Source organism: Microbacterium sp. NPDC064942 (genome assembly GCF_049545525.1).
Taxonomy (GTDB): Bacteria; Actinomycetota; Actinomycetes; order Actinomycetales; family Microbacteriaceae; genus Microbacterium; species Microbacterium gawkjiense.
On record NZ_JBMWDR010000004.1, the window covers coordinates 95,061 to 110,439 of the forward strand.

Sequence of the window (15,379 nt, forward strand, 5' to 3'; positions counted from 1 at the left end):
GCCTCGGGGGGTGATGGATACCGTGGACGTTCCCATTATCTCGGCTCAGGTCCCCGTCTACGCGCACCCGGGCGACGCGGGCGCCGACCTCGTCGCCACGGAGCGGGTCCGACTCGCCCCCGGGCAGCGCGCCCTGATCGGCACCGGCGTGCGCATCGCGTTGCCCGACGGCTACGTCGCCTTCGTCGTGCCGCGCAGCGGTCTCGCGGCGAAGCGCGGCATCACGGTGGTCAACTCCCCGGGGACGGTGGATGCCGGCTACCGCGGCGAGATCAAGGTCACGCTGTTGAACACGGATGCCGCAGAGGCGTTCGACGTCGCGCCCGGCGACCGCATCGCCCAACTCATCGTCATGCCCGTCTCGCGGGCGACCTTCCTCCCCGTCGACGCGCTTCCCGACAGTGTGCGCGGCGACGGGGGATTCGGATCCACCGGCTATACGACAGGACAACCCGCATGAGCGACGAGCTCGCCCCCAAGTCGGCACCGAGCGATCGTGCCAGCAACGGTCCCTTCGACGAGGCGGAAGCCAATCCCGTCCGTCCGTACATCGATCTCGGCGGCGTGAAGGTGCTGCCCCGCGAGGGCCTGAACCTGCGTCTCGAGGTCGAGGAGCAGACCAAGCGCATCGTGGCCGTCGGCCTCGATTACGCCGGCTCCACGCTGCAGGTCCAGCCCTTCGCCGCGCCGCGCTCGAGCGGCCTGTGGGAGGAGACGCGTGAGCAGATCCGACAGCAGGTGCGCCAGCAGGGCGGTCGCGTCGAGGAGCGCGAGGGCCCGCTCGGTCCCGAGCTGCTCGCCGAGGTCCCCGTCGCGGGAGCCGACGGCGCGGCCGGCAAGCGTCTCGCCCGGTTCGTGGGTGTCGACGGTCCCCGGTGGTTCTTGCGCGGCGTCATCGGCGGAGCCGCCGCGAGCGACATCGACGCTGCGGCGCAGGTCGAGGACCTCTTCCGATCGATCGTCGTGGTGCGGGGAGCGACCCCCATGCCGCCGCGCGACCTGATCCCGCTGAAGATGCCCGCCTCTCCCGGCAGCGCATGACCGCGTCGCAGGACCAGGGCGGATCCGACGAGCCCTCGACGCCCCGCCCCGACCTCGTCCCCCCGGTCGCATCCGAGGGTGCGACGGCGTCCGAGCTGCTCGGGCAGGCCCTGGGCGGTGCGGCGAAGCGGGCCGGACTGGATCCGGCCGAGGATGCGACGACCGGTCACGTCGTCTGGCGGGCGATGGGGGGATGGCGCGGCATCGCCGAATCCGTCCTCCCCGGTCTCGTCTTCGTCGTCCTCTTCACGGTCACCGGGCAGGACCTCGTGCTGTCGCTCGTGGCGTCGGTCGGGCTCGCGGCCGTGTTCACGATCATCCGCCTCCTCCAGCGGTCGCCGGCGGCCGCCGCCTTCGGCGGTCTCGTCGCGACGGGTGTCGCTGCCGCGCTCGCGCTGTTCACCGGTCGCGGCGAGGACAACTTCGTCCCCGGGCTGATCACGAACGCCGCGTACGGCACCGGTCTGCTGATCTCGGCACTGATCGGCTGGTCGCTCATCGGACTCGCAGTCGGCTTCCTCATGAACGAGGGCACCGCGTGGCGCGCCGACCGACGCAAGCGTCGTGCCTTCTTCTGGCTCACGATCGCGTGGGCGGCGTTGTTCTACGCCCGGCTGGCCGTGCAGCTCCCGTTGTACCTCGCGGGAGAGGTCGCAGCACTCGGCACGCTCAAACTCGTCATGGGTCTGCCGCTGTTCGCCCCGATGGTCGCCGTGACATGGCTCGCGGTCCGGGCGCTGTACCCGCCCCGTGTCCCGCGCCTCGACGAGAGCTGAGGAACGACCCCACCGGCGCCGCGGGGCTGATTGACTGAGCCCATGGACGCCGTGCCCATGTTCCCGCTGGGAAGCGTGCTGCTCCCGCACACGCCGCTCGCGCTGCGCGTCTTCGAGCCGCGGTACCTCACGATGATCGGGCGGCTGCTCGATGCCGACGACCCGTCGTTCGGGGTGGTCCTGATCGAGCGCGGATTCGAGGCCGGGGGCGGCGACGAGCGCGCGATGCTCGGAACCCTGGCGCGCATCGTCCGGGTCGAGGCGGGCGCGGAGGACCTGTTCGTGATCGCGGTGGGAGGGGAGCGGATCGCCGTCGACAGGTGGGGTGAGGACGACCCGCATCCCGTGGCGGACGTGTCACCGGTCGCGCCGCTCGCCTGGGACGAGGACCTCCTGCCGCTGCGCCGTGAGGTGGAGCGCGTCGTGCGTCGTGCGTCGTGTCGCAACGTTGGCTGCGGTCCTCGACGAAGCGCGGTGGGACCCGGATGCCGAGGTGGCCGACGATCCCGTCGTCTCGACGTGGCAGCTGGCCGCCATGGCCCCGCTGGGGGAGTACGACCGGTTCCGCCTGCTGGGTTCTACGAGCGTCGCGGATCTGCTCGAACGGCTGAGCGGGATGTGTCTCGAGGAGGAACCGGTCCTCATCGCGCGGATCGCGGATGCGGCCGATACGGACGACGGGGACGTCTGACACACGTGCCGGAGGCGTCCGTGAGGTATCTTGATATCAAGATAGATTTCGCCCGTCACGGTAAGGCAGACCTCACTAGCCGCCGGGACCGGGCGGGGCGAAGATGGGAGGGCCGGCTCACGCCGCGCCCGCCGACGAAGGAGAGCACACGTGTCCACTGTTGACAGCTTCGGTGCGAAGAGCACACTCACGGTCGGCGACACCGACTACGAGATCTTCCGCATCGACACCGTTCCCGGCTACGAGAAGCTTCCGTACAGCCTCAAGATCCTCCTCGAGAACCTGCTCCGCACCGAAGACGGTGCGAACGTCACGAAGGAGCAGATCGAGGCTCTCGGGAACTGGCAGCCCGACGCCGAGCCGAACACCGAGATCCAGTTCACGCCCGCACGCGTCGTGATGCAGGACTTCACCGGTGTCCCGTGCATCGTCGACCTCGCCACGATGCGCGAGGCCGTGACCGCCCTGGGCGGCGACCCCAACAAGATCAACCCGCTCTCGCCCGCCGAGATGGTCATCGACCACTCGGTCATCGCCGACCTCTTCGGCAGCGAGAACGCTCTCGAGCGCAACGTCGAGATCGAGTACGAGCGCAACGGCGAGCGGTACCAGTTCCTCCGCTGGGGCCAGACCGCCTTCGACGACTTCAAGGTCGTCCCGCCCGGCACCGGCATCGTCCACCAGGTCAACATCGAGCACCTGGCCAAGGTCGTCTACGACCGCACCGTCGACGGTGTGCTGCGCGCCTACCCCGACACCTGTGTCGGCACCGACTCGCACACCACGATGGTCAACGGCCTGGGCGTGCTCGGCTGGGGTGTCGGCGGCATCGAGGCCGAGGCCGCGATGCTCGGCCAGCCCGTTTCCATGCTGATCCCGCGCGTCGTGGGCTTCAAGCTGACCGGTGAGATCCCCGCCGGCGTGACCGCCACGGACGTCGTCCTCACGATCACCGACATGCTCCGCAAGCACGGCGTCGTCGGCAAGTTCGTCGAGTTCTACGGCGAGGGCGTCGCCCAGGTGCCGCTCGCCAACCGCGCCACCATCGGCAACATGAGCCCCGAGTTCGGCTCGACCGCCGCCATGTTCCCCGTCGACGACGTCACGCTCGACTACCTGCGTCTGACCGGTCGCGACGAGCAGACCGTCGCGCTCGTCGAGGCGTACGCGAAGGCGCAGTCGCTGTGGCACGACCCGGCGCGCGACCTCAGCTTCAGCGAGTTCATGGAGCTCGACCTCTCGACGGTCGTCCCCTCCATCGCCGGCCCGAAGCGCCCGCAGGACCGCATCCTGCTATCCGAGGCGAAGAGCCAGTTCGAGAAGGACATCCTCAACTACGCGGATGCCGCCGAGGAGGACTCGGTCGAGATCGAGGGCACGTTCCCCGCCTCCGACCCGGGTACCACCCCGGGTGTCGAGCACGAGACGGTTTCGGCCGAGGGCGTCTCGCACCAGCACGACCACGAGCACGTCCCCTCGATGATCTCGAGCGGTGCCCGCCACGCGGCATCCAAGCCGGTCAAGGTCACGACGCCCGACGGGCAGTCCTACCTCCTCGACAACGGCGCGGTGACCCTCGCGGCCATCACCTCGTGCACGAACACGTCGAACCCGTCGGTCATGATCGCAGCGGGACTGCTCGCCAAGAAGGCCACCGACAAGGGCCTGAAGCGCAAGCCGTGGGTCAAGACGACGCTCGGCCCCGGCTCGAAGGTCGTCACGGACTACTACGAGAAGTCCGGGCTCGACAAGGCGCTCGAGGCGCTCGACTTCTACACGGTCGGCTACGGCTGCACGATCTGCATCGGCAACTCGGGCCCGCTCATCGACGAGGTCTCGGCGGCCATCAACGAGAACGACCTGGCCGTCACCGCGGTGCTCTCGGGCAACCGCAACTTCGAGGGTCGCATCAGCCCCGACGTGAAGATGAACTACCTCGCGTCGCCGCCGCTGGTCGTCGCCTACGCCCTCGCCGGGTCGATGAACTTCGACTTCGAGACCGACGCCCTCGGAAAGGACGCGGACGGCAACGACGTGTTCCTGAAGGACATCTGGCCCTCGCCCGACGAGGTGCAGGAGGTCATCGACCACTCGATCTCCCGCGAGCAGTTCATCAAGCAGTACTCGACCGTCTTCGACGGTGACGAGCGCTGGAAGAACCTGCCCACGCCCACTGGTCCCGTCTTCGAATGGGACGAGGACTCGACGTACGTCCGCAAGGCGCCATACTTCGACGGCATGGAGCGCACCCCCGCACCGGTCACCGACATCTCCGGCGCGCGCGTCATGGCGACGCTCGGCGACTCGGTCACGACCGACCACATCAGCCCGGCCGGGAACATCAAGGCGGGCACCCCCGCCGCGCAGTACCTGACCCAGCACGGGGTCGCGCAGAAGGACTTCAACTCCTACGGCTCGCGCCGCGGGAACCACGAGGTCATGATCCGCGGCACCTTCGCCAACATCCGCCTGAAGAACGAGCTCGTGGCCGCCGTCAACGACGGCAAGGTCGTCGAGGGCGGGTTCACTCGCGACTTCACGCAGCCGGGCGGCCCGCAGTCGTACATCTACGACGCGAGCCAGAACTACCAGGCGCAGGGCACCCCGCTCGTTGTCTTCGGCGGCAAGGAATACGGCTCGGGCTCGTCGCGCGACTGGGCGGCCAAGGGCACCAGCCTGCTGGGCGTCAAGGCGGTCATCACCGAGAGCTTCGAGCGCATCCACCGCTCGAACCTCATCGGCATGGGTGTCGTGCCGCTCCAGTTCCCCGAGGGGGAGAGCTGGAAGTCGCTCGGCCTCGACGGCACCGAGATCGTCTCGATCACGGGTCTCGAGCAGCTCAACGAGGGCGTCACCCCGAAGACGGTGAAGGTCGTCGCCGAGCCCAGCGAGTTCTCGCCCGAGGGCAAGCAAACGATCGAGTTCGACGCGGTCGTCCGTATCGACACCCCCGGTGAGGCCGACTACTACCGCAACGGCGGCATCCTGCAGTACGTGCTGCGTTCGCTCGTCTGAGCTCCGTTGTCAAGAGGACCCCGGCTCCGCGTGGAGTCGGGGTCCTCTCGCGTACGGCCACGTAGACTCTGGACATGAGTCTTCTCGAGGGAATTACCGGTCCACGTGACCTCGACCGATTCTCGAGCGAGGAGCTCCACATCCTCGCCGACGAGATCCGGACCTTCCTCGTCGAGAACGTCTCGCGGACCGGTGGCCACCTCGGGCCCAACCTCGGCGTGGTCGAGCTCACGATCGCGCTCCACCGTGTGTTCGACTCGCCGAACGACCCCATCATCTTCGACACGGGGCACCAGTCTTACGTCCACAAGCTGCTGACCGGGCGACAGGACTTCTCGAAGCTCCGCTCCCGCGGCGGCCTCGCCGGCTACCCGCAGCGGTCGGAGAGCCCGCACGACGTCGTCGAGTCCTCGCATGCGTCGAGCTCGCTGAGCTGGGCCGACGGCGTCTCGCGTGCCCTCACCCGCACCGGGCGCAAGGACCGTCACGTCGTCGCCGTCGTCGGTGACGGATCGCTGACGGGCGGGATGACGTGGGAGGCGCTCAACAACATCTCCGACGACAACGACCGCAACCTCGTCATCGTCGTCAACGACAACGGCCGGTCGTACGCGCCGACCATCGGTGGCATGGCCCGCTACCTCAACCGCGTGCGCACCGCCGACAGCTACAAGACGCTCCGTCGCAGCTCCGCGCACGTCTCACGCCTGTTCGGCCCGGTCGGGCGCGCGGTCTACCGCGGTGTGCGCGGCGGCACCCACGGGTTCCTCTCCCGGTTCACGAACAACATCGCGCTCTACTCCAACCTCGACATCAAGTACCTCGGTCCCGTCGACGGGCACGACCTCGACGCGATGGAGGAGACCCTCCGCCTCGCGAAGGAGTACGGCGCCCCCGTCATCGTGCACGCGATCACCGACAAGGGGCGCGGCTTCGAGCCGGCCCGGCGTGACGAGGCCGACCAGTTCCACGCGGTTGGCAAGATCGACCCCGTCACGGGTGAGCCCATCGGAGCTTCGGATGCCGTGGCGTGGACCGACGTGTTCGCGGACGCCCTCGTCGACGCCGGCGACCGGCGCGAGGACATCATCGCGATGACCGCCGCGATGCTCCGCCCGACAGGTCTGCAACCGTTCGCGCAGCGGTTCCCCGACCGCGTGTACGACGTGGGCATCGCCGAGCAGCACGCGGTCGCCTCGGCCGCCGGTCTCGCCTTCGGCGGACTCCACCCCGTCGTCGCGATCTACGCGACCTTCATGAATCGCGCGTTCGACCAGGTCATGATGGACGTCGCCCTCCACAAGGCGGGCGTCACCTTCGTCCTCGACCGCTCGGGTGTCACGGGCCCCGACGGCCCCAGCCACCACGGCATCTGGGACCTCGCCATGCTGCAGCTCGTCCCCGGCATCCGTCTGGCGGCACCCCGCGACGGCGAGCGGCTGCGCGAACTGTTCGACGAGGCCATCACGGTCGAGGACGCCCCGACCGTCGTGCGCTTCCCGAAGGGATCCGTACCCGACGCCCTCGAGGCGATCGAGCGGCTCGAGGACGGTACCGACGTCCTTTACCGCAGCGGTGCGGAGGACGTGCTCCTGGTCGGGATCGGACCCATGGCCCACCTCGCCGTCGACGTCGCCGAACGTCTGCGCGCGCAGGGCATCGGGTCGACCGTCGTGGATCCTCGATGGGCCGTGCCCATCCGCCCCGCGATCGTCGACCTGGCGGCATCCCACCGCCTCGTGATCACGATCGAGGACGGCATCCGCGTCGGCGGCGTCGGCACCCGCGTCCGGCAGGTGCTGCGCGAGGCCGGTGTGTCGACCGCGGTCGATGAGCTGGGGCTCCCCGACGAGTTCATCGACCACGCGAGTCGCGAGCAGATCCTCGCGGATGCGGGGCTCACGGCACCGAAGATCGCGCAGGACGTGGTCGCTCAGGTCCTCGGCACCCGCGTGCCGATCGCCCGGCAATCGACCGACGACGCGGTGTGGTCCTCGCAGGACGTCGAACTGCGCGGCCCCGCCGACTCCGCGTCGGACTGACGTCGCGCCTGCGTGACAGCATGGAGGGATGCAGACACCGCAGCATCCCGGCGATGAGAACCTGAGTCGAGAGGATGCCGCGGGCCGCGCATCCGTCGTCACGTTAGAAACGATCGAGGTCGACCTCGACGTGCGATCGGCGTCCGACCCGGCGCGCGAGGACTTCGAGACGCAGAGCATCCTCCGCTTCGACGCGGCGACCCCGGAGACCTGGGTGGACTTCCTGGGCGCGTCGGTCGACGAGGTGGAGATCAACGGGGAGACCCGAAAGGTCGACTGGGACGGCGCCCGCATCCGACTGACGGGCCTGGCTGAACGCAACACGGTGCGGATCCGCGCGCGCGGCCGGTACAGCCGGTCGGGTGAGGGTCTGCACCGCTTCGCCGACCCGGTCGACGGCGCGGTGTACCTCTACACGCAGTACGAGCCCGCCGACAGCCGCCGGGTCTACCCCTGCTTCGAGCAGCCCGATCTGAAGGCGCGGTGGACCTTCCACGTCACGGCCGCGGGCGACGGTGTCATCCTCTCCGGCGGTGCGGAGACCGGGCGCACCGACGTCGACGGCGGCGTCCGGGTCTCGTTCGCCGAGACGCCGCCGCTCTCGAGCTACGTCACCGCGGTCGCGGTGGGCCCGTACCACCGTGTGGACGGTGTGTGGCGAGGCGAACGCCAGAGCGTCGACCTCGGGGTGCTCTGTCGTGCCTCGCTCGCGGAGCACCTCGACGCGGACGAGATCCTCGACATCACCCGTCGCGGCCTGGACTTCTTCACGAGCGCGTTCGACCAGGACTACCCGTGGGGCAAGTACGACCAGATCTTCGTCCCGGAGTACAACCTCGGCGCGATGGAGAACCCCGGACTGGTGACCTTCACCGAGGCGTACGTCTTCCGGGGAGCGGCGACGGCGGCCCAGCGCGAAGCCAGGTCGAACACGATCCTGCACGAGATGGCCCACATGTGGTTCGGCGACCTCGTGACGATGCGGTGGTGGGACGACCTGTGGCTCAAGGAGTCGTTCGCCGACTTCATGGGGACCCACGCCAACGTCGCGACGGGGCTCCACCCGGATGCCTGGGTCACCTTCGCGAGCCGGCGGAAGGGCTGGGCGTACGTGCAGGACCAGCTGCCGACGACGCATCCGATCGTCGCCGACATCCCCGATCTCGAGGCGGCCAAGCTCAACTTCGACGGGATCACCTACGCCAAGGGCGCCTCGGTCCTGAAGCAGCTCGTGGGCTTCGTCGGCGAGGAGGCGTTCTTCCGCGGGGCGCGCCGCTACTTCGCGTCGCACGCCTACGGCAACACGACGCTGGAGGACCTCCTGGCGGCCCTCGAAGAGGCCTCGGGCCGCGACCTGCGGTCGTGGAGTGCCGCGTGGCTCGAGACGACGGGTCTGCCCACCCTCAGGACCGAGCGCGCCCCCCTCGCAGTCGTGCAGGACGTCGCGAGGCCCCATGCCGTCCGCGTCGGGCTCTGGGACGACGAGGGCGGGCGGCTCGTGGCCCGCGGCGACGTCGCCGTCGACCTGTTCGAGGAGCGGACGGTCGTGACCGCCCCCGTCCTCCCCGACGCCGCTGTGGTCGTGGCGAACGTCGACGACCGGTCGTACGCGAAGGTGCGGCTCGACGACCGGTCGCTCGCCGCGGTCCAGGAGGGTCTGTCGACCGTGCCGGATGCGGTCGCGCGGGGCGTCGTCTGGGCTGCGCTGTGGAACGCCGTCCGGGACGGCGAGCTCGCGGCATCCGTCTACCTCGCCATCGCGGCACGGCATGCGCCGCAGGAACCGCACCCCGCCCTGCTGGCGGACGTCCTCGCGCACGCGGCCTTCGCGGTCCGCCACTACGTCCCGGACGCCGCCCGTGCCGCGGCGGCGGATGCGTGGCTCGACACCGCCGGGGCCGCGATGGACGCCGCGGCCCCCGGTTCGGACGCGCAGCTCATCTGGGCTCGTGCCGTCGGGGTGGCCGCTGAGCTGTCGGACGGTCGCGCCGAGCTGATGACGGCGATCCTCGACGGTCGGGCCCCGACTCCCGAGGGGCTCGCGCTCGACCCCGACCTGCGCTGGGGGTGGGTGTTCGGACTCGCCGCCTCGGGCCGGGCGGACGCGACGCGGATCGAGGAGGAGGCGGCGCGGGATGCCACGTCGTCGGGCCGTACGGCGCGTCTCGCCGCCCTCGCGGCCCGGCCCGAGGCATCCGTCCGTGCCGATGCGTGGCGCGCGGCGTGGGACGACCCGACGCTGACGAACGATCATCTGGACGCGGTCATCCGGGGTGTCCGGGCGGGCCAGAGCCGGTCGCTCGTCGCGGCGTTCGACGACGACTACTTCGCCCGCATCCTGCCGGTCTGGCGCTCGCGCAGCATCGAGATCGCGGCGCGTCTGGTGCGGGGGCTGTTCCCCGCCACGGAGGACACCGCGGCGGTCGACGCGTGGCTGGCCGAACATCCGGACGCGCCGGGCTCGCTCCGCCGCATCGTCCTCGAGGAGCGCGACCACCTGGCGCGCGACCTGCGGGTCCGTGCGGCCCAGGCGGTGCTCGAGGCACGCTGACACACGGAAGCGGCCCCGGGGATCCACCCCGGGGCCGCTCCCGTCCTGCCGTCCGATCAGGCGATGCCGCGGATCGGCGGGTGGTGGAACGTGTCACCGAACACCCGCTCGCTGGCTCCCTCGCGGTCGAGGTACGGCGTGGCGCCACCGTCGATGAAGGGCCAACCCGCGCCGAGGATGAGGCAGAGGTCGATGTCCTCGACCTCGGGCACGACGCCCTCGTCGAGCATCAGCTTGATCTCCTGCGCGAGGCCGTCCTGCACCCGGCGGAGGATCTCCTCAGCGGATGCCGGTGTCGATCCGGTCGCCTTCTTCGCGACCTTCTCGGCGGCCTTCGTGAAGCCGGTCACCCGGCCCCCCTTGTCCTTCTCGACGACCGCGTCGAGCGCGGCGAGCTCGTGGAAGTTCTCGTTCGCGTAGAACCGGTCGGGGAAGGCGCGAACCATCGTGTCCTGCACGTGGGCGGCGACCTTCCAGCCGACGAGGTCGATCAGCTGGAACGGCCCCATGGGCAGGCCCAGCGGAGCGAACGCCTTCTCGACATCGGCGACGGGTGTGCCCTCGTAGACGGCGCGGGCCGCCTCGCCCATGACCTTGGCGAGCAGTCGGTTCACGACGAAGCCGGGCGCATCGGCAGTGAGGACCGCGTTCTTGCCGAGGCCCTTCGCCACGACGAACGCGGTCGACAGGGCGGCATCCGAGGTCTTCGGCGTCTTCACGACCTCGATGAGCGGCATGACCGCGACCGGGTTGAAGAAGTGGAAGCCGACGAGCCGCTCGGGGTGAGCGAGCTTCGCGCCGATCTCCTCGACCGACAGCGACGAGGTGTTCGTCGCGAGGATGGCGTCCTCGGCCACCACGGCCTCGATCTCGGCGAAGACGGCCTGCTTGACGCCGACCTCTTCGAAGACGGCTTCGATGACGAAGTCGCAGTCCGCGTACGCGGACTTGTCCGTCGTCCCGGTCACGAGGGCGCGCAGCTTGTTGGCGGTGTCGCCGTCGAGCCGGCCCTTCGCCTCGAGCTTGCCGATCTCGTCGTGGATGTACGCGACACCCTTGTCGACGCGCGCCTGGTCGAGGTCCGTGATGAGCACGGGCACCTGCAGCTTGCGCACGAACAGCAGCGCGAACTGGCTGGCCATGAGTCCCGCACCGATGACGCCGACCTTCGTGACCTTCTTCGCGAGAGCCTTGTCGGGCGCACCGACCGGCCGCTTCGCGCGCTTCTGCATCAGGTCGAACGCGTACATGGATGCCGCGAATTGGTCGCCCGTGACGAGCGAGGCGAGCGCCTCATCCTCCCGCGCGAAGCCCTCGGCCTTGGTGCCGCTCTTGGCCTTGTCGAGCAGGTCGAGAGCCACGTACGGCGACCGGGGCACCGTTCCGATCTTCGACTCGAGCATGCCGCGGGCCATCTTGATCGCGATGGGCCACTTGGTGAGGCGCTCGATCTTGCCGGGGGCGTTCTTACGCTCGACCTTGACGGCGCCGGTGAGGACGTCGTCGGCCCAGCGCAGCGACGATTCGAGGTAGCTCGAGGCGGGGAAGATCGCGTCCATGATGCCGAGGTCGTACGCCTGCTGCGGCTTGAGCACCCGGTTCTGCTTCAGCGGGTTCGAGATGACGACCTCGAGGGCGTTCTCGATGCCGATGAGGTTCGGCAGCAGGTACGCGCCGCCCCAGCCGGGGATGATCCCGAGGAAGACCTCCGGGAGGGCGATCGCCGCAGCCGAGGCATCCACCGTCCGGTAGGTCGAGTTCAGCGCGATCTCGAGGCCGCCGCCGAGCGCGAGCCCGTTCACGAACGCGAACGAGGGCACGCCGAGGTCGGACAGCTTGCCGAGCACGTAATGGCCGAGCTGGGCGATGAGTCGCGCGTTCTCCACCGAACCGACGTTGCTGACCTCGCTGAGGTCGGCGCCGGCGGCCAGGATGTACTGCTTGCCGGTGATGCCGACGGCGTCGATCTCGCCCGCGGCCGCGCGCGTCGCCAGGGTGTCGAGCGTCGCGCCGAGCTCGGTGAGCGTCGCCGGGCCCAGCGTGTTGGGGCGGGTGTGGTCGCGGCCGTTGTCGAGCGTGATGAGGGCGAGGACCTTGCCGCTGGCGAGCGTGATGTCGCGGACGGGGGAGTGGGTCACGACCTCGCTGTCGGAGAGGGCGAGAAGGGGCGAGAAGTCGATCCGGTCGTAGTTCGTCATGGTCGGCTGCCTCACTTCTTCTTCTTGCCGTTGTAGTGCGGGTTCTCCCAGATGACGGAGCCTCCCTGTCCGAGGCCGACGCACATCGCGGTGAGGCCGTAACGGACGTCGGGTCGCTCCGCGAAGTGCGCCGCCAGCTGGATCATGAGGCGGACACCGGATGCCGCCAGCGGGTGCCCGAGTGCGATCGCGCCGCCCCAGGGGTTCACGCGCGGATCGTCGTCGGCGATGCCGAAGTGGTCGAGCAGCGAGATGACCTGCACGGCGAAGGCCTCGTTCAGCTCGAACAGGCCGATGTCGTCGATCGTGAGGCCCGCCTTCTTCAGCGCCTTCTCGGTCGAGGGGATCGGGCCGATGCCCATGATCTCGGGCTGGACGCCCGCGAAGGCGAATGAGACCATCCGCATCTTCGGCGTGAGCCCCAGTTCCTTGACCGCGCCGCCGCCGGCGAGGAGCGACATGGTCGCGCCGTCGGTGAGCGGGGAGGAGGTGCCGGCCGTCACGCGACCGTGCGGGCGGAACGGCGTCTTGAGGGCGGCGAGGTCGGCCATCGTCGTCTGCGGACGACGGCCCTCATCCTCGGTCGCCAGTCCCCACGCGCCTTCGGCATCCTTCACCGCGACGGGGACGAGGTCGGGCTGGAACTTGCCGGCTTCGTAGGCGGCCTGCGCCTTGTGCTGGCTCAGCATGCCGAACCGGTCGGAGCGCTCCTTCGTGAGCTGCGGGAACCGGTCGAAGATGCGTTCCGCCGTGACCCCCATGTTGAGGGCGCCGGGGTCGACCATCTTCTCGGCGACGAACCGCGGGTTGGGGTCGGCGTTGCCGCCGATCGGGTAGTGCCCCATGTGCTCCACACCGCCTGCGAGCGCGACGTCGTACATGCCGACGCCGATCGCCCCGGCCATCGTGGTGACGCTCGTCATGGCGCCCGCGCACATCCGGTCGATGGCGAAGCCGGGGACCGTCTGCGGGAGCCCCGCGAGGATCGCCACCGACCGCCCCAGGGTCAGCCCCTGCTCGCCGGTCTGGCTCGTCGCGGCGATCGCGACGTCGTCGACGCGCTCAGCCGGGACGTCGGGGTTCCGTTCCATGAGGCCGATCGTCGCCTTGACGGCGAGGTCGTCGGCGCGCGTGTTCCAATACATGCCCTTTTCGCCCGCACGCCCGAATGGGGTGCGCATTCCGTCGACGAAATAGACGTCCGAAAGCTCGGCCACACTGCCTCCAATGATTGGGTTCCCACCCAGCCTAAGGAGGCCGCGATACCGCGAAAATCGGTTGGGTCGAACCTACGAAGCGGTCTCGGATGCCGCGTCGGGCACCTGCACGGAATCGACAAAGGCCGTGGCGATCACCTGTGCAGTCTGTGCAATCTGCCACGGGCGCGCGCCCAGCTCCCCGAGGGCGTCGCCGATCGACTCGGCCGTCACCTCGGCCGGCGGATGCCAGGCCACGCGGCGGAGCAGGTCGGGCGTCAGGAGGTTCTCCGTCGGCATCCCCAGCTCTTTGGCGCGCGCCTCCACGAGAGGCCGGGCGGCCTTCAGGCGCGCGTCAGCCGCGGGGTTGCGGTCGGCCCATGCGCGAGGCGGCGGCATTCCGTCACCCGGGCCCCGCTCGGCGGGCAGGGCGGGATCTGCGCGCCCCGCCTCGATGGCCGCCCACCAGCGGTCCAGCTGGCTGCGGCTCGCGCGTCCCGTGAACTCCTTCACGCGGGCGAGGTCCTGCTTGGTCGCGGGGTCTGCGATGACGGCCGCGACCAGCGCGCGGTCGGGCACGAGCCTTCCCGGGGAGACGTCCTCTTCGCGGGCGTAGTCCTCGCGGGCCTGCCACAGCGCACGGGCGACGGCGAGCGCGCGGCGACCGCGCACCGTGTGGAGCCCGCTCAGCCGGCGCCACGGCTCTTCGCGCGGCGGCTTGGGGGCGCGGGTGCGCACTGCCTCGAACTCCTCCTGGGCGAAGGCGGTCTTGCCCTGTTCATCGAGTTCGGTCGCCAAGGCGTCGCGGACGTCGATCAGGTGCAGCACGTCCAAAGCGGCGTACTCGAGCCACCCCTGGGGGAGCGGCCGGGTCGACCAGTCCGCCGCTGAGTGCGCCTTGGCCAGGGTGATGCCGAGCGTGTCCTCGACGACGGCGCCCAGACCCACCCGATCGTGACCGAGCAGTCGGGCGGCGAGTTCGGTGTCGAAGATGCGGGGCGGCTCGAGTCCGGCCTCGCGCAGCGACGGCAGATCCTGGCTGGCTGCGTGCAGCACCCACTCCTCGTCGCCGATCGCCGCCTGCAGGGCGGAGAGGTCACCGATCGCGGGCGGGTCGAACAGGAACACCTCGCTGCCGCGCCGGTAGACCTGGATGAGGTAGGCGCGTTGCGAGTAGCGGAAGCCCGACGCCCGCTCGACGTCGACGGCCACGGGACCGTGACCGGCCGCCAGGCGCGACGCTGCGGCCGCCGCCGCATCCAGATCGGCGATGACCTCGTATTCAGCCACGTGTACTCCGCTGTCCGCCGAACACGGCGATGTTCTCCGAACCCGGGGGGAGCCCTGCCAACATGCAGACCAGCTCGCCCCAGGCGTCCATGTGACCGGTCGGATCCCCGTCGGGGGACCACGACGCGCGGAGTTCGATCTGCGCTCCGTCGCCCTCGGCGGCCAGCGTCCCGAAACCCTTCGAGAGGGTCTTGGTCGCTGTGCCGGATGCCGCGTGGAACGTCGCTCCGCGCGCTGCGAGGGCATCGACCAGCCATGACCAGGCTACGTCGGCCAGCAGGGGATCGGTGCCGATCTCGGGTTCGAGAGGGGCCTGCGCGAAGCAGACGATCCGCCAGGGGCCGCCCCAGGCATCCGGTTCCGAGGCGTCGTGGAGGATGACGATCCGGCCCGTCCCGTAAGGGGATTCACCGTCGTCGTCCGGACGCACGTCGCCCGCGAAGGCGATGGCCTCGGGAGCGAGGGATGCCGGTGCGGCGATCTCGCGCACGACGAAGTCCTCGCGGAAGTGCAGGGCGCGCAACGCGTCGCTCACAGCGAGGAACTCCGGCGTCCCGGTCGGGGGTTCGGTCACGGCGA

At 69.9% G+C, this 15,379-nt stretch carries 11 protein-coding genes and 1 pseudogene; 8 read left to right on the forward strand and 4 right to left on the reverse strand.

Annotated elements, in window-relative coordinates; genetic code table 11:
* The first annotated feature begins 10 nt into the window (after positions 1-10).
* From dut to pepN, 8 genes and pseudogenes are all read left to right on the forward strand, one after another.
* Positions 11-460, forward strand: a complete 450-nt coding sequence (gene dut, locus ACPEH2_RS08910) for a dUTP diphosphatase (RefSeq protein ID WP_359918795.1) — start codon at positions 11-13, stop codon at positions 458-460.
* Positions 457-1,041, forward strand: a complete 585-nt coding sequence (locus ACPEH2_RS08915) for a DUF3710 domain-containing protein (RefSeq protein ID WP_064002126.1) — start codon at positions 457-459, stop codon at positions 1,039-1,041. Before dut ends, ACPEH2_RS08915 begins: the two co-directional genes overlap by 4 nt.
* Positions 1,038-1,817 (forward strand): DUF3159 domain-containing protein, encoded by a 780-nt coding sequence (locus ACPEH2_RS08920; protein WP_217531696.1) that lies wholly within the window; start codon positions 1,038-1,040, stop codon positions 1,815-1,817. The genes ACPEH2_RS08915 and ACPEH2_RS08920 overlap by 4 nt, the downstream gene beginning before the upstream one ends.
* Before the next feature lie 57 nt (positions 1,818-1,874).
* Positions 1,875-2,186, forward strand: a pseudogene (locus ACPEH2_RS08925) (LON peptidase substrate-binding domain-containing protein); the annotation flags it as partial.
* 61 nt (positions 2,187-2,247) lie between these two features.
* A complete protein-coding gene (locus ACPEH2_RS08930; protein ID WP_423718631.1) occupies positions 2,248-2,508 on the forward strand; it encodes a hypothetical protein in 261 nt (86 codons plus the stop codon).
* Positions 2,509-2,658: 150 nt separating this feature from the next.
* Positions 2,659-5,523, forward strand: coding sequence for an aconitate hydratase (locus ACPEH2_RS08935; protein ID WP_359918791.1), 2,865 nt, complete (start codon positions 2,659-2,661; stop codon positions 5,521-5,523).
* Between the two features lie 74 nt (positions 5,524-5,597).
* Positions 5,598-7,565, forward strand: a complete 1,968-nt coding sequence (gene dxs, locus ACPEH2_RS08940) for a 1-deoxy-D-xylulose-5-phosphate synthase (protein ID WP_311862023.1) — start codon at positions 5,598-5,600, stop codon at positions 7,563-7,565.
* A 28-nt stretch (positions 7,566-7,593) separates the two neighbouring features.
* On the forward strand, positions 7,594-10,116 hold the full coding sequence (gene pepN / locus ACPEH2_RS08945; protein ID WP_359918789.1) for an aminopeptidase N: 2,523 nt from the start codon (positions 7,594-7,596) through the stop codon (positions 10,114-10,116).
* Between the two features lie 56 nt (positions 10,117-10,172).
* Here the strand turns inward: pepN and ACPEH2_RS08950 are convergent, their stop codons facing one another.
* The 4 genes from ACPEH2_RS08950 to ACPEH2_RS08965 form a co-directional block, all read right to left on the reverse strand.
* Positions 10,173-12,314, reverse strand: a complete 2,142-nt coding sequence (locus ACPEH2_RS08950) for a 3-hydroxyacyl-CoA dehydrogenase NAD-binding domain-containing protein (protein ID WP_359918787.1) — start codon at positions 12,312-12,314, stop codon at positions 10,173-10,175.
* Between the two features lie 11 nt (positions 12,315-12,325).
* Positions 12,326-13,531: a thiolase family protein gene (locus ACPEH2_RS08955; RefSeq protein ID WP_064002119.1), complete on the reverse strand. Its 1,206-nt coding sequence runs from the start codon at positions 13,529-13,531 to the stop codon at positions 12,326-12,328.
* A 72-nt stretch (positions 13,532-13,603) separates the two neighbouring features.
* A complete protein-coding gene (locus ACPEH2_RS08960) occupies positions 13,604-14,800 on the reverse strand; it encodes a ribonuclease D (protein ID WP_359918785.1) in 1,197 nt (398 codons plus the stop codon).
* Positions 14,793-15,374 (reverse strand): DUF3000 domain-containing protein, encoded by a 582-nt coding sequence (locus ACPEH2_RS08965; RefSeq protein ID WP_217531682.1) that lies wholly within the window; start codon positions 15,372-15,374, stop codon positions 14,793-14,795. Before ACPEH2_RS08965 ends, ACPEH2_RS08960 begins: the two co-directional genes overlap by 8 nt.
* Between the last annotated feature and the right edge of the window lie 5 nt (positions 15,375-15,379).

What these genes read in the sequence shown, in the direction of transcription:
- ACPEH2_RS08920 (WP_217531696.1), top strand. Translation starts at nt 1,038, where the DNA reads ATGACCGCGTCGCAGGACCAGGGCGGATCCGACGAGCCCTCGACGCCC.
- pepN (WP_359918789.1), top strand. Translation starts at nt 7,594, where the DNA reads ATGCAGACACCGCAGCATCCCGGCGATGAGAACCTGAGTCGAGAGGAT.
- ACPEH2_RS08950 (WP_359918787.1), bottom strand. Translation starts at nt 12,314, where the DNA reads ATGACGAACTACGACCGGATCGACTTCTCGCCCCTTCTCGCCCTCTCC.
- dxs (WP_311862023.1), top strand. Translation starts at nt 5,598, where the DNA reads ATGAGTCTTCTCGAGGGAATTACCGGTCCACGTGACCTCGACCGATTC.
- ACPEH2_RS08915 (WP_064002126.1), top strand. Translation starts at nt 457, where the DNA reads ATGAGCGACGAGCTCGCCCCCAAGTCGGCACCGAGCGATCGTGCCAGC.